Below are 11,952 nucleotides of genomic sequence, written 5' to 3' on the forward strand. Positions count from 1 at the left end.
GCGTCTTCGAAATGTCATGATTCATTCTCGGTCTGGACTTTGCGCAAAGCGGTGAACAAGTGCGTTGATTTGAAACGGAACGTGTCTTTGGCGCCCCGGCGTTTTCTTGAGGGCGAAAAAAAGCCCAGCTGGGCCGGGCCTGGAAGGGCTGCTTGGATTATTTCGCCGCGACGAGTTTGCGGATTTTCGCCACCTCGTCTGCGCTGACGTTCGGCGCGTCGTTGCCCCAGCTGCTGCGCACATAGCTGGCGATTTCGGCCACTTGCGTGTCGTTGAGCGTGGCGCCCAGATCGGGCATGGCCATGGGCGTGGGGTTGCCTTTGGTCTCGACCGTATGTCCGCCGTGCAGCATCATGCGAATGGTGTTGATCGGGTCGGGCGTATTGACCGTGGGGTTGAGCGCCAGGGCGGGGAAGACATTGGGAATGCCCTGGCCCTGCGCCTGATGGCACATGGCGCAATGCGCCGCGTACAGCGGATCGCCGGCCCGGGCAGCAGCGGTCATCACCGGGGTTTGCGGCTGGTTGATCGCGGCATTCGGGTGGATGGGCGACAACGATTTAAGGAACACGGCAATCGCTTCCAGATCGCCGTCATTCAGGTGCTGGGTGCTGTCGTGGATTACATCGGTCATGCTGCCGACAATGGTGAAGTTGGCGGTGCGCCCGGTTTTGAGCAGTTGCACCAGTTCGGCTGGGGTCCAGCGGCCCAGACCGTCGGACTGGTCGCCGCGCAGATTGGCCGCGTACCAGTTGTCGATGCGCGCGCCAGAGAGATACAGGCTGCCATCCGCCCCGCCGGGCGCCAGAGCTTTTTCTTGCAGAAACGGGCCGCGCGGGGTATGGCAGGCGCCGCAATGCCCCAGTCCTTCAACGAGATAAGCGCCGCGGTTCCATTGCGCGGTCTGCTTGGGGTCGGGTTTGTAAACGCCGTCGCGGGCGAACATCCAGTCCCACACCGCCAGCGGCCAGCGCATGTTCAGCGGCCAGGGAATGTCTTCGGGCTTGTTGGCCTGCGCCACCGGCTGCACGCCGTGCATGAAATAGGCGTAGAGCGCGCGCATGTCCTGCGGTTCGATGCGGGCATACGAAGGGTAAGGCATGGCCGGGTAGAGGTAGCCCAGGCGCGGCGACTTGCCGTGGCGCACGGCTTCGTCGAATTGCGCGAAGGTCCAGTTGCCGATGCCGTCCTTTTTATCCGGCGTGATGTTGGGCGAGTAAACCTTGCCGATGCCCATGGGCAGATTCATCGGCAGGCCGCCGGCAAAGGGCTTGCCTTTCGGCGCGGTGTGGCAGGCGATGCAATCGCCGGCGCGGGCCAGATAGGCGCCGCGCATCACTTCGGGGTCGTTCGGGGTGGGCTGCGCGGCAAATGCAGCTTGGGCCTGCAGGCCGAGCACGCAGCCCGCAAGCAGGGTCAAAAGGGGTAAACGCATTGAGAGTCTCCTGGTTGGAATGGGGGCGGTGCGAATCGCATCTCTTTTTTCTGTTGCACTGCAGTATGGTTCAACAATCGCCTCAGTGCAAACCCGTAGCATCCGATTCCCGGTAGTTTGCACACCAACGGTTGCGGCTGTAGCAGGTGGGTACAGCGGGATGACGCAAAATTGCCGTTCTTACTCCAACGTCACAATTCCAAAAAGAGCCCGCCATGAATGATTCCCAGGTCCACGTCGTCTCGCATCCGCTGGTGCAGCACAAGCTCACGCTGGCGCGCAGCCAGGACACCACCACCGACAACTTCCGCCGACTGGTGCGCGAAATCGCCGCCATGCTGGCGTATGAAGCCACCCGCGATCTGCCCACGGAATTGGTCGAGGTGACCACGCCGGTGGCGCAGTGCCGTATGCCCATCCTCGCGGGCAAGAAGCTGTGTCTGGTGTCCATCCTGCGGGCGGGCAACGGCATGCTCGACGGCATGATTGACCTGCTGCCCAACGCCCGCGTCGGCCACATCGGCCTGTACCGCGACCCGGCCACGCTGGAGCCGGTGGAGTATTACTTCAAGGTTCCCGAAGACATGGCCGAACGCCTGGTGATCGTGGTTGATCCCATGCTCGCCACCGGCAACTCGGCCGCCGCCGCGCTCACCCATCTCAAGCGCGCCGGAGCGACCTCGCTCAAGCTGGTGAACCTGCTGGCCGCGCCCGAAGGGGTGCGCACCGTGCGCACCGCCCACCCGGACGTGCCCATCACCCTGGCCGCCATCGACGAGCGGCTCAACGATCACGGCTACATCGTGCCGGGTCTGGGCGACGCGGGCGACCGCATTTTCGGCACCAAGTAAAAACCGGGGCAGCGGTCGGCATACGCCGGAGCTCAAGCCCGATCCCACCCACTCTCAATCCAAGGCGGAGCGCAATATGGCCGATGGCTACTTTCCTAAATGGCAACTCAAGACCAGCGGGGTGATCGCCCCGGATGAACGCCTGCCCGGGCCGCAGACCCTGGTGATGGGGCTGCAGCATGTGGTGGCCATGTTCGGCTCGACGGTGTTCGCGCCGCTGCTCATGGGTTTCAGTCCCAATATCGCCATTTTGATGAGCGGCATCGGCACGCTGATTTTCTTTCTGGTCGTCGGCGGCCGGGTGCCGAGTTATCTCGGCTCGTCGTTCTCGTTCATCGGCGTGGTCATTGCGGCCAGTGGCTATTCCGGTAGCGGGGCGAACCCGAATATCGGTGTTGCGCTGGGCGGCATCATCGCCTGCGGCGTGGTGTATGCGGTGATCGGCCTCATCGTCATGGGCGTGGGGGTGAAATGGATCGAGCGGCTCATGCCGCCGGTGGTGACCGGCTCGGTGGTCGCGGTGATCGGGCTGAATCTGGCGCCCATCGCCATCAAGAGTCACGGCGCGAGCAACTTCGACGACTGGATGGCGCTGATCTCCTTCGTCAGCATCGGCCTGGTGGCGGTTTACACCCGCGGCATGGTGCAGCGGCTGCTCATTCTGGTGGGTTTGTTGATCGCCAGCGTGATTTACGCCGTGCTCACCAATGGCCTGGGACTGGGCACGCCGATGGATTTCTCCGGCTTGGTCAACGCCGCCTGGTTCGGCATGCCGACGTTCGCGACGCCCGAGTTTCAGCCCAAGGCGATGACGCTGATCGTGCCCGTCGTGGTCATTCTGGTGGCGGAAAATCTCGGCCACGTCAAGGCCGTCACCGCCATGACCGGCCGCAATCTCGATCGCTACATGGGCCGCGCCTTTCTCGGCGACGGTCTCGCCACGATTGTTTCGGGCTCGGCCGGGGGCACGGGGGTGACCACCTATGCCGAGAACATCGGCGTGATGGCCGCGACCAAGATCTACTCCACGTTGATTTTCGCCACCGCCGCGGTGATTGCCATTGTGTTTGGCTTCAGCCCCAAATTCGGCGCGCTCATTCACCTCATTCCGCCGCCGGTGCTGCGCGGCGTGGCCATTGTCATTTTTGGCTTGATCGCGGTTTCCGGCGCGCGCATCTGGGTGGACAACAAGGTGGACTTCTCCGACAGCCGCAACCTCATCATCGTGGCCATCACCCTCATGCTGGGCACGGCAGACTTCACCCTCAAGTTCGGCGACTTCGCACTGGGCGGCATCGGCACGGCGACCTTCGGCGCCATCCTGCTCTACGCCTTGCTGGGCCGCGGGCAGCCGAAAAACGATGAGCAGGACAAACTGATGGACGCGCTTGAATGAATTGTTGCCACTTTGACATCCATTGACCCGCAGGGCGCTGGCGCTGCGGTGCAATAGAGGTCTTTGAACAACCCGGAGGCATCCGCATGGATATTCAGACCATCGATCAGCAGTATCAGCAATTGCAGAGCGAGGCGCAGCAGGTCGGGCAGCAGTTGCAGGCGCTGGCCGCCAAGCTGCAGACGGCGGCCCAGGGCGGCAACCAGGACGCGCGCGAATGGTTGCTCGATCTGCGCGAAGTCGCGCTGGGCGTGCAGGCCGAGCAGCAACAGATGGGGCAAGTGCTGCAGGCCATCCACGGCATGTGGCAAAACCAGGCGCAGCAGATGCAGGCGATGCCGGCCGCTATGCAGCCGGGCTATATGCCTCAGGGCATGATGGCGCAGAACGCGGCCATGCCCATGCAGCAGCAGGGCGGCGGCATCATGGGCGCGCTTGACGGTTTTCTCAACTCCGGCTTTGGGCGCGCGATGGAAATGGGCGCGGGTATGGGGCTGGGCGACGATCTGATCAACAAGATTTTCTGAGCGACCCAAACAGAACGCTCAAACCAGCCCGTCGAACAGCAGCACGTCCACCAGGTCGCCAGCCTTTGCGGTGCTCTGCTCATGGTGCAGCACGATCAGACCGTGCGCTTGCGACATGGAGCTGAGCACGCCCGATCCCTGATTGCCGATGGCGCTCACCTGCCAGCGACCATCGGGCAAAGGGGTGAGCAGGCCGCGCTGGTATTCGGTGCGGCCGGGTTTTTTGCGCAGGGTTTGCGCGCTGACGGCGCGCAGCATCGGCTGCGGCTGCGGGCTGGCGCCCATGCAGTGCAGCAGCGCTGGGCGGACGAAGGCGTAGAACGTCACCATCACCGCCACCGGATTGCCCGGCAAGCCGAACAGCCAGGCGCTGTGCGCACCCGCGCGCAACTGGCCGAAAGCCAGCGGACGGCCCGGCCGCATGGCGATGCGCCAGAACACCACTTCGCCCATATTCGCCAGGATGCTGCGCAGGTAGTCGGCCTCACCCACGCTCACGCCGCCCGAGGTGATGACCACATCGGCGCATTCGGTCGCGGTGCGCAGCGCGGCTTCCACTGCCTGCGGATTGTCGGCCACCACGCCGAGGTCGATGACTTCGCAGCCCAGACGTTCCAGCATGCCCCACAGGGTGTAGCGATTGCTGTCGTACACGCAGCCGGGATCGAGCGGCTGGCCGACCGAGCGCAGCTCGTCTCCGCTGGAGAAGAAGGCCACGCGCAGCTTGCGGCGCACCGAGACTTCGGCCATGCCCAGCGAGGCCATCAGGCCCAGATCGGCCGGGCGCAGCAGCTTGCCTGCGGGCAGGGCCGCCTTGCCGCGCGCCAGGTCTTCGCCTCGCAGGCGGCGGTTGTCGCCGGGCCGCACCAGGCCGGGCGGGAAAATGACCTGATCGCCTTCGACGCGGCAAAACTCCTGCGGCACCACGGTGTCGCAGCCCGCGGGCATCACCGCGCCGGTCATGATGCGCACGGCGCTGCCCGCGGGCGCTTCGCCGCTGAAGGCATGACCGGCGAGCCCGCGTCCGGCGATCGAAAGCACGGTGTCGCCTTGCGCTGCGAGATCGGCGCCGCGCAGGGCGTAGCCGTCCATCGCCGAGTTGTCGTGGGCGGGCACGTCGATGGGCGAAATGATGTCCTGCGCCAGCACCCGGCCGAGTGCCGCGCGCACCGCCAGGCGCTCGTTGGCCTGTACCGGCTGCATGCTGGCCTGAATGACCGCCAGCGCCGCGTCCACCCGAAGGGCGTTGGGGTCATAGCCGCTGACGCAGGAGATGATGTGCTGCAGATCGAATGAAGGGGTCATGGTGAAACGTCGGCGTCCAGCCGCTGCAGGTCGTCCGGGGTGTTGATGTTTTCGAAGGCGTGGGTGTCGTCGAAATCGACGATGGCCGTGGGGTGCTGCGCGGTCCAATGCTCGATCTTGCGCCCGCCGGATTGAAGGAAGGCTCCCAGATCGTCGCGCAGACTGGCCTCCATCAGGCAGAACACGGGCTGCAGCCGTCCTCCCGCGCGGGGCAGCGCGATGCGCGCAGAAGACTCCATCAGCGCGGCGCCCAGACGCGCGGCCAGATCGGTGGGCAACAGCGGCGAATCGCAGGGGGCGGTGAGCAGATACGGCGTGACACACGCTTGCAGTCCGGCAAGAAAGCCGGCCAGCGGCCCCGAAAACTCGTCCGGCGCGGCATCGGTCAACACCGGCAGGCCCCAGCCGCGATAGACCTCGACGTGGCGGTTCGCATTGAGCAACACCGTGCCCACCTGGGGCCTGAGCCGCTGCAACACTTGCCGTGCCAGCGGCTGGCCGCGCCAGGGCTGAAGGCCTTTGTCCACCCCGCCCATGCGGCTGCCGCGGCCCCCGGCGAGAATCAGGCCGGTGATGTCGGCGACAGCGATGGCGTGAGACATCTCAAAACCTCTCGCGCTCGCCCAGTTCGCGCACCTGTTGTGTGGCGTGAGAGGCATCGGCCCAGCGCACCGGGCCTTTCATGATGGACACCACCAGGCAGCCTATGCCCACGGTGAACACCAGCGTGGCGTCGAACAGGCTCATACCGATGCAAAAAATATCGATCAGATCGCGGGTGGGCTGCGGGTCGCCGTTCACCAGACCGGGCTGATAGCCGGTCTTGATCCACGCGCCAATGATCCAGGGCAGACTCACGCCGATGACGTAGGCCGGAATCAGCCAGCGGGTGAGCACCCGCTCAAGGCCGGGTGCGCCGAGCGGGGTGCGGGGAGGAGTGACGGGGCTTGCAGACATGCCCCGGATGCTACAGCCGCGCGCCGCCGGGCGTGTGATGCTGATGCTCGAAACGCTGCTGGCAGGCGGTGCAACGCAGCACGGTGGGCTCGGCCAGCAGGCGGGCGGGCTCGATGTCCGCGCCGCAGTCGATGCAGATGCCGAAGTCGGGCGTATCCAGACGCTGTAGCGCGCTGTCGATGGCGGCAAGCTCGGTGGCGTCGCGCGCGGTCGAGGCGATTTCCACCGCGTCCATTGATTCGACGACAGCCTCATCGTCGGTTTCGCCGCGGTGGCTGCGCACCGCCAGCGTGCCCTCGTCGCTGATGGACTCGTCCCTAAGGTCGGCCAGCATCTGGACGCGGCGTTGCTGCAGTTTGTCGCGCAGGGTGTTGCGCAGGTCAGTGGCGAGGCTCATGTCGTTCTCCTTGTTGTGCTGATGCAGCAGATGATGCGCCCATTGTGGAAGGTCTGAGCGGGCACCGGCTTGCGTTGGCGCAACACATCACTCACTGTGCATGAATTGCCGCAGACGGAAACCGAGCAGTCGCAGCGTAGCGAAATACAGCACGGCGGCCACGGCCAGCAGGCCCAGCCCCATGCCCAGCCGCAGCAGGTCGCCATGCGCCCGGTTCCACGGCAGGGAGATGGCGCCCCACAACATCACCCCGCCCAGCGGCAGTTGTGCCAGAGCCACCTTGAGCGCATACCGCCCCCAGCCCGGTTGCGGCTGAAACATGCCGCGTCGGCGCAGCCCGCGAAACAGCAGGCTGGCATTGAGCAGCGCGCCCACGGAGATGGCCAGCGCTAGTCCAGCGTGCCCCAGCCACGGCACGAACAGCAGATTCATCAGCTGGGTGCACACCAGCACCACCAGGGCGATTTTCACCGGGGTGCGCAAGTCTTGCCGGGCGTAGAAGCCGGGGGCGAGAATCTTGACGCCGATCAACGCGATCAGGCCGATGCCATAAGCCCGCAGTGCGCTGGTGGTTGCCATCACATCCGCATGGTCGAAGCGGCCGTAGTTGTAAAGCATCGATACCAGCGGCTGGGCGAAGATCAGCAGCGCGATGGCGCTGGGCAGCGCCAGCACCAGGGTGAGGCGCAGCCCCCAGTCGAGCAGGGTGCTGTACTTGGCCACGTCTTGCGTAGCGCTGGCGCGCGACAGGCTGGGCAACAGCACCGAGCCCAGCGCCACGCCGAGAATGGCGGTGGGGAATTCCATCAGCCGGTCTGCATACGCCAGCCAGGAGACGCTGCCCGCATGCAGGTGCGACGCGATCTGCGTGTTGATGACAATGGACACCTGCGCCACCGAAACCGACAGGCTCGCGGGCAGCATCTGCTTGACCACGCGGTGCACGCCCTCAGAGCGCCAGGCCTTGAGAAAGCTCAGCCGAAAGCGTGGCACCACGGCGTACTTGCGCAGCGCCGGCCATTGCACCGCCAACTGCGCCACCCCGCCGATCATCACCCCGATCGCCAGGGCGAAAATGGGCGGATGCACCAGTTTGTGAAACGCCACCGCGGCGCCGATGATGGCCAGGTTGAGCAGCGCCGGGGTGACCGCGGGCACCGCGAAGTGCTTCCAGGTATTGAGAATGCCTGCGCTGAGCGCCACCAGTGAAATCAGCCCCGCGTAGGGAAACATCAGCCGTGTCATCCAGACGGCCGCGTCAAACGCTTCGGGATGCAGGCCGGACGCTGTGAGCCACACCAGCACGGGCGCGAGTAGCACGCCGACAAGGCTGATCGCCGCGAGTATCCACAACAGCGCGGTGGACACCTGATCGATCAGCTCCTGCGTTTGTTCTTCCGTCTGGGTCTGCCGCGTCTGCGACAACAGCGGCACGAAGGCCTGCGAAAACGCGCCCTCGGCAAACATGCGGCGCAGCAGATTGGGCAGGCGAAACGCCACGTTGAACGCATCGGTCCAGGCGCTGGCGCCGAAATAAGTCGCCACCATGATTTCCCGCACCAGGCCGGTGATGCGCGAGGTCAGGGTGAGAAGCGAGATGGTGGAGGCGGCCTTGAGCAGATTCACCGGGCAGCATTATAGGAATGTGCAGGCCTCGGCCTCGAAAGAGGCTGGCGCCCCGCCATTTTTTGTCTATAATGGCCGGTTTCCCGAGCAGGCAATACAGAAGGATTTCAACTATGGCAACCAAAGCCGCAGCCAAAAAGAAGAGCGTTCGCACCCCGTCGGGTCGCAAACGCGCGCGTCAATCCGTCAAGGCCAACGCCGCCAACACCGCGCTGCGTTCGCGTTTTCGCACGGCTGTGAAGTCGGTTCGCAAGGCCATCGCCGCTGGCGATCACGCCAAGGCGATGGAAGTGTTCAAGGCCAACGCCCCGGTGCTGGACTCGATCGCCGACAAAAAGATTTTCCACAAGAACACCGCAGCGCGTCACAAGAGCCGCCTGAACGCGGCGATCAAGGCGCTGGCCTCCTCTGCCGCTACCGGCGCCGCGGCCTGATTTGCCTTGCCTGCTCTGGTCGGCCCTGGCTAAGTTCACGAGGTTGACCACAAAAAAGCCCGCAACTGCGGGCTTTTTTATTTGCGCCTATGTCTTCAAGTCAGCGCGGGGGCGGGAAGTTCTCAAGCGGTTTGAAACACGCGCTGCAGCGTTTCGCGCGCCGTTTGCAGGTCTTCTACCTCGGCATCCATTTCAGCGTCAATTGCGGCGGCTTGCGTCAGGCAGGCTTCAACCACATCGAGCTGGTTGTCGCGGGCGAAGTTGAGCAGGAAATCAAACGCCATGGGCTCGATATCACGCAGCGACTCGCTCACCACCAAGCAACGCACGCCGTCCACCAAGGTGGGCACGCAATAGGGCGAGTAACCGAGGTGGGCTTCTTTGCGGCACAGACCGACGGGACGAAAGCGGGCCATCAGGCCTGCCAGGCGTTCTGCCCAGTCGCTCGGGCGGAAGGTGCGTCCCTCGGTGGTGACGCCGCGAATGAAAATTTCTCTGGGTTTGACCAGTTCTAGGGAGTGTGGAAAGGCGCTCATGGCTGTGAATCCTTGAAGAGGCAGTTTTGCTGCGGTGCCGCAATTATGCTGCAATGCAGTATTACCGGGTAAACCCGAACGGTGATTCTGTGTTGCAGTTGCAACAAATGCTCCGGGCTGCCTGAGTTCAGCTGTCATGCGCCGCTCTCTATAATTTCACTTTGCCCCCGGAGGCGCAGTGCTTTTTTATGCCTTGCCCGCCGGGTTTGCTTTTTTTTGCAAAGGACAAATGACCATGCCCTCTCATGTGATGAACACCTACGCGCGGCTGCCCATTGCCCTGGCGCATGGCGAGGGGGCGTGGGTGTGGGATACGCAGGGCAATCGCTATCTGGACGCGCTGTCGGGCATCGCGGTCAACACGCTGGGCCATGCGCATCCGAGGCTGGTCGCCGCACTGACCGATCAGGTGGGCAAGCTGATCCACACGTCCAATCTGTATCAGATTCCCCTGCAGGAGCAGTTGGCCGACCGTTTATGCGCCTTGGGCGGCATGGACACGGCGTTTTTCTGCAACTCGGGGCTGGAAGCCAACGAAGCGGCGATCAAGCTGGCGCGCTTGCACGGTCATAACAAAGGGATCGACCGCCCGGAAATCGTGGTGTTCGAGCGGGCGTTTCATGGGCGCTCGCTGGCCACGCTCTCGGCCACAGGCAATCCCAAGGTGCAAAAAGGCTTCGAGCCGCTGGTCGAAGGTTTCGTGCGCGTGCCGCTGAACGACGCCTCGGCCTTGCAAAGCGTGGCCGAGACGCACCCCAATGTCGTGGCGGTATTCATCGAGGCGATTCAGGGCGAAGGCGGCATTCAACCGGCGCACGCTGATTTCTTGCGCGCTGCGCGCACGCTATGCGATCGTCACGGTTGGTTGCTGATGATCGACGAAGTGCAATGCGGCACGGGGCGGACCGGCAAATGGTTCGCCCATCAGTGGGCCGGGGTGAGCCCCGACGTGATCGCCATGGCCAAGGGGCTGGCTTCGGGCGTGCCCATCGGCGCCATTCTGGCGCGCGGGGCGGCCGCGACCACTTTCGGCCCCGGACAGCATGGCACCACGTTTGGCGGCAATCCGCTGGCCTGCCGTGCCGCGCTGGAAACCCTCGCCGTGATCGAAGACGATGGCCTTTTGGCCAACGCGCAGGCGCGCGGTGAGCAGATTCAGCATGCGCTGCGTCATGCGTTTGCCGGCCACGCTGGCGTGGTGGAGGTGCGTGGTCAGGGCTTGATGATCGGCATCGAGCTCGACCGGCCGGCCGGTGCGCTGGTGGGGCGGATGCTGGAGCGCGGGGTGTTGCTCAACGTCACGCAGGAGCGGGTTATCCGCCTGTTGCCACCGCTGATCTTCACCCAGGAGCAAGCCGACGCGCTGGTGCAGGCGCTGGTTCCCGCGGTGCTTGATTTTTTGCAGGACGCGCCCGCGAAATAAGACACACAAAAGACATCCAAGGAGGCTGTGATGAAAACCACGCTGCGGCACTATCTGCAATTTTCCGACCTGAACCGCGAGGAGTACGACTACGTTTTCGCGCGCGCCGCGCTGATCAAGGCCAAGTTCAAACGCTACGAGCCGCACCAGCCCCTGGTCGATCGCACCCTGGCGATGATTTTCGAGAAACACTCCACCCGCACCCGGTTGAGCTTCGAGGCCGGCATGCACCAGCTCGGCGGCGCGGCCATCTACATCAATACCCGCGATAGTCAGTTGGGCCGTGGTGAGCCCATCGAAGATGCGGCGCAGGTGTTTTCTCGCATGGTCGATCTGGTGATGATTCGCACCTATGGTCAGGAGATCGTCGAGCGTTTCGCCGCGTATTCGCGCGTGCCGGTGATCAACGGCCTGACCAACGAGTTTCATCCCTGCCAGATCCTCGCCGATGTCATGACCTATATCGAGCATCGCGGCCCGATCCAGGGCAAGACCGTGGCCTGGATCGGTGATGCCAACAATATGTTCTACACCTGGCTGCAGGCGGCGGAGGTGCTCGGTTTCACCCTGCACTTCGCTGGGCCGAAAGGCTATGGCGTCGAAAAGAACCGCCCGGGCTACCCCCTGAGCGCGGCGCAGATCGCGCACCTGCGCGAGTTCGACGATCCGCGGCAAGCCTGCGAGGGTGCGCACCTCATCACTACCGATGTGTGGACGAGCATGGGCTATGAGGCGGAAAAACTGGCGCGTGAGCAGGCGTTCAAGGGCTTCATGGTGGATGGCGAGATGATGGCCCGCGCCCATCCCGATGCGCTGTTCATGCACTGCCTACCGGCGCACCGCGGCGAGGAAGTGGCGGCCGAAGTCATCGACGGGCCGCAGAGCGTGGTGTGGGACGAGGCGGAAAATCGCCTGCACGGCCAGAAGGCGCTGATGGAATTCCTGCTGCTGGGGCGCCTGGACTGACACTGTTCTCCTAGGCGAGGTCGGGTGGCCGTAACGCCCGCCCTAAGTCGCATTTAAGTCGGCCTGAGCAAAATCTTGTTGCGGTGCATCGTCAGGCGA

At 64.1% G+C, this 11,952-nt stretch carries 13 protein-coding genes; 6 read left to right on the top strand and 7 right to left on the bottom strand.

Annotation, left to right across the window (positions count from 1 at the left end):
* Nucleotides 1–157: 157 nt before the first annotated feature.
* Nucleotides 158–1,435, bottom strand: coding sequence for a c-type cytochrome (locus tag B3H47_RS06445; protein WP_286986523.1), 1,278 nt, complete (start codon nucleotides 1,433–1,435; stop codon nucleotides 158–160).
* Between the two features lie 215 nt (nucleotides 1,436–1,650).
* Between B3H47_RS06445 and upp the strand changes: the two genes are divergently transcribed.
* The 3 genes from upp to B3H47_RS06460 all read left to right on the top strand — a co-directional run bounded on the left by upp (nucleotide 1,651) and on the right by B3H47_RS06460 (nucleotide 4,209).
* Complete coding sequence (upp, locus tag B3H47_RS06450) at nucleotides 1,651–2,286, top strand: uracil phosphoribosyltransferase (RefSeq protein WP_013105215.1); 636 nt, start codon at nucleotides 1,651–1,653, stop codon at nucleotides 2,284–2,286.
* 76 nt (nucleotides 2,287–2,362) lie between these two features.
* Nucleotides 2,363–3,682 carry a solute carrier family 23 protein gene (locus tag B3H47_RS06455; RefSeq protein WP_286986524.1) on the top strand — a complete coding sequence of 440 codons (1,320 nt, stop codon included), beginning with the start codon at nucleotides 2,363–2,365 and terminating at the stop codon, nucleotides 3,680–3,682.
* An 86-nt stretch (nucleotides 3,683–3,768) separates the two neighbouring features.
* Complete coding sequence (locus B3H47_RS06460; protein WP_013105217.1) at nucleotides 3,769–4,209, top strand: hypothetical protein; 441 nt, start codon at nucleotides 3,769–3,771, stop codon at nucleotides 4,207–4,209.
* An 18-nt stretch (nucleotides 4,210–4,227) separates the two neighbouring features.
* Here B3H47_RS06460 and glp read toward each other — a convergent pair whose 3' ends face one another.
* The 5 genes from glp to murJ all read right to left on the bottom strand — a co-directional run bounded on the left by glp (nucleotide 4,228) and on the right by murJ (nucleotide 8,494).
* Complete coding sequence (gene glp, locus B3H47_RS06465; protein WP_286986525.1) at nucleotides 4,228–5,514, bottom strand: gephyrin-like molybdotransferase Glp; 1,287 nt, start codon at nucleotides 5,512–5,514, stop codon at nucleotides 4,228–4,230.
* Nucleotides 5,511–6,116 carry a molybdenum cofactor guanylyltransferase MobA gene (gene mobA, locus B3H47_RS06470; RefSeq protein WP_013105219.1) on the bottom strand — a complete coding sequence of 202 codons (606 nt, stop codon included), beginning with the start codon at nucleotides 6,114–6,116 and terminating at the stop codon, nucleotides 5,511–5,513. Before mobA ends, glp begins: the two co-directional genes overlap by 4 nt.
* A gap of 1 nt (nucleotide 6,117) precedes the next feature.
* Nucleotides 6,118–6,471 (bottom strand): hypothetical protein, encoded by a 354-nt coding sequence (locus B3H47_RS06475; RefSeq protein ID WP_286986526.1) that lies wholly within the window; start codon nucleotides 6,469–6,471, stop codon nucleotides 6,118–6,120.
* Nucleotides 6,472–6,481: 10 nt separating this feature from the next.
* A complete protein-coding gene (locus B3H47_RS06480) occupies nucleotides 6,482–6,868 on the bottom strand; it encodes a TraR/DksA family transcriptional regulator (RefSeq protein WP_276706143.1) in 387 nt (128 codons plus the stop codon).
* Between the two features lie 87 nt (nucleotides 6,869–6,955).
* Nucleotides 6,956–8,494, bottom strand: coding sequence for a murein biosynthesis integral membrane protein MurJ (gene murJ, locus B3H47_RS06485; protein WP_286986527.1), 1,539 nt, complete (start codon nucleotides 8,492–8,494; stop codon nucleotides 6,956–6,958).
* 113 nt (nucleotides 8,495–8,607) lie between these two features.
* Between murJ and rpsT the strand changes: the two genes are divergently transcribed.
* Nucleotides 8,608–8,928: a 30S ribosomal protein S20 gene (gene rpsT / locus B3H47_RS06490; RefSeq protein ID WP_013105223.1), complete on the top strand. Its 321-nt coding sequence runs from the start codon at nucleotides 8,608–8,610 to the stop codon at nucleotides 8,926–8,928.
* Between the two features lie 122 nt (nucleotides 8,929–9,050).
* Here rpsT and B3H47_RS06495 read toward each other — a convergent pair whose 3' ends face one another.
* Nucleotides 9,051–9,464, bottom strand: coding sequence for a DUF3579 domain-containing protein (locus B3H47_RS06495; RefSeq protein ID WP_013105224.1), 414 nt, complete (start codon nucleotides 9,462–9,464; stop codon nucleotides 9,051–9,053).
* Between the two features lie 235 nt (nucleotides 9,465–9,699).
* On the opposite strand from B3H47_RS06495, the gene B3H47_RS06500 reads away from it, so the two are divergent.
* Together B3H47_RS06500 and argF are read left to right on the top strand one after the other, a co-directional pair.
* A complete protein-coding gene (locus tag B3H47_RS06500; RefSeq protein ID WP_286986567.1) occupies nucleotides 9,700–10,887 on the top strand; it encodes an acetylornithine transaminase in 1,188 nt (395 codons plus the stop codon).
* A gap of 30 nt (nucleotides 10,888–10,917) precedes the next feature.
* A complete protein-coding gene (gene argF / locus B3H47_RS06505) occupies nucleotides 10,918–11,853 on the top strand; it encodes an ornithine carbamoyltransferase (RefSeq protein WP_013105226.1) in 936 nt (311 codons plus the stop codon).
* Nucleotides 11,854–11,952: the final 99 nt, after the last annotated feature.

The sequence above is a fragment of the Thiomonas sp. UBA7699 genome, assembly GCF_002482605.1.
In the GTDB taxonomy this organism is placed as follows: domain Bacteria; phylum Pseudomonadota; class Gammaproteobacteria; order Burkholderiales; family Burkholderiaceae_C; genus Thiomonas; species Thiomonas arsenitoxydans.

Bases quoted from the DNA above. Each gene is read 5' to 3' on its own strand.
- B3H47_RS06445 (WP_286986523.1), bottom strand. From the start codon at position 1,435: ATGCGTTTACCCCTTTTGACCCTGCTTGCGGGCTGCGTGCTCGGCCTG.
- upp (WP_013105215.1), top strand. From the start codon at position 1,651: ATGAATGATTCCCAGGTCCACGTCGTCTCGCATCCGCTGGTGCAGCAC.
- B3H47_RS06455 (WP_286986524.1), top strand. From the start codon at position 2,363: ATGGCCGATGGCTACTTTCCTAAATGGCAACTCAAGACCAGCGGGGTG.
- B3H47_RS06460 (WP_013105217.1), top strand. From the start codon at position 3,769: ATGGATATTCAGACCATCGATCAGCAGTATCAGCAATTGCAGAGCGAG.
- glp (WP_286986525.1), bottom strand. From the start codon at position 5,514: ATGACCCCTTCATTCGATCTGCAGCACATCATCTCCTGCGTCAGCGGC.
- mobA (WP_013105219.1), bottom strand. From the start codon at position 6,116: ATGTCTCACGCCATCGCTGTCGCCGACATCACCGGCCTGATTCTCGCC.
- B3H47_RS06475 (WP_286986526.1), bottom strand. From the start codon at position 6,471: ATGTCTGCAAGCCCCGTCACTCCTCCCCGCACCCCGCTCGGCGCACCC.
- B3H47_RS06480 (WP_276706143.1), bottom strand. From the start codon at position 6,868: ATGAGCCTCGCCACTGACCTGCGCAACACCCTGCGCGACAAACTGCAG.
- rpsT (WP_013105223.1), top strand. From the start codon at position 8,608: ATGGCAACCAAAGCCGCAGCCAAAAAGAAGAGCGTTCGCACCCCGTCG.
- B3H47_RS06495 (WP_013105224.1), bottom strand. From the start codon at position 9,464: ATGAGCGCCTTTCCACACTCCCTAGAACTGGTCAAACCCAGAGAAATT.
- B3H47_RS06500 (WP_286986567.1), top strand. From the start codon at position 9,700: ATGCCCTCTCATGTGATGAACACCTACGCGCGGCTGCCCATTGCCCTG.
- argF (WP_013105226.1), top strand. From the start codon at position 10,918: ATGAAAACCACGCTGCGGCACTATCTGCAATTTTCCGACCTGAACCGC.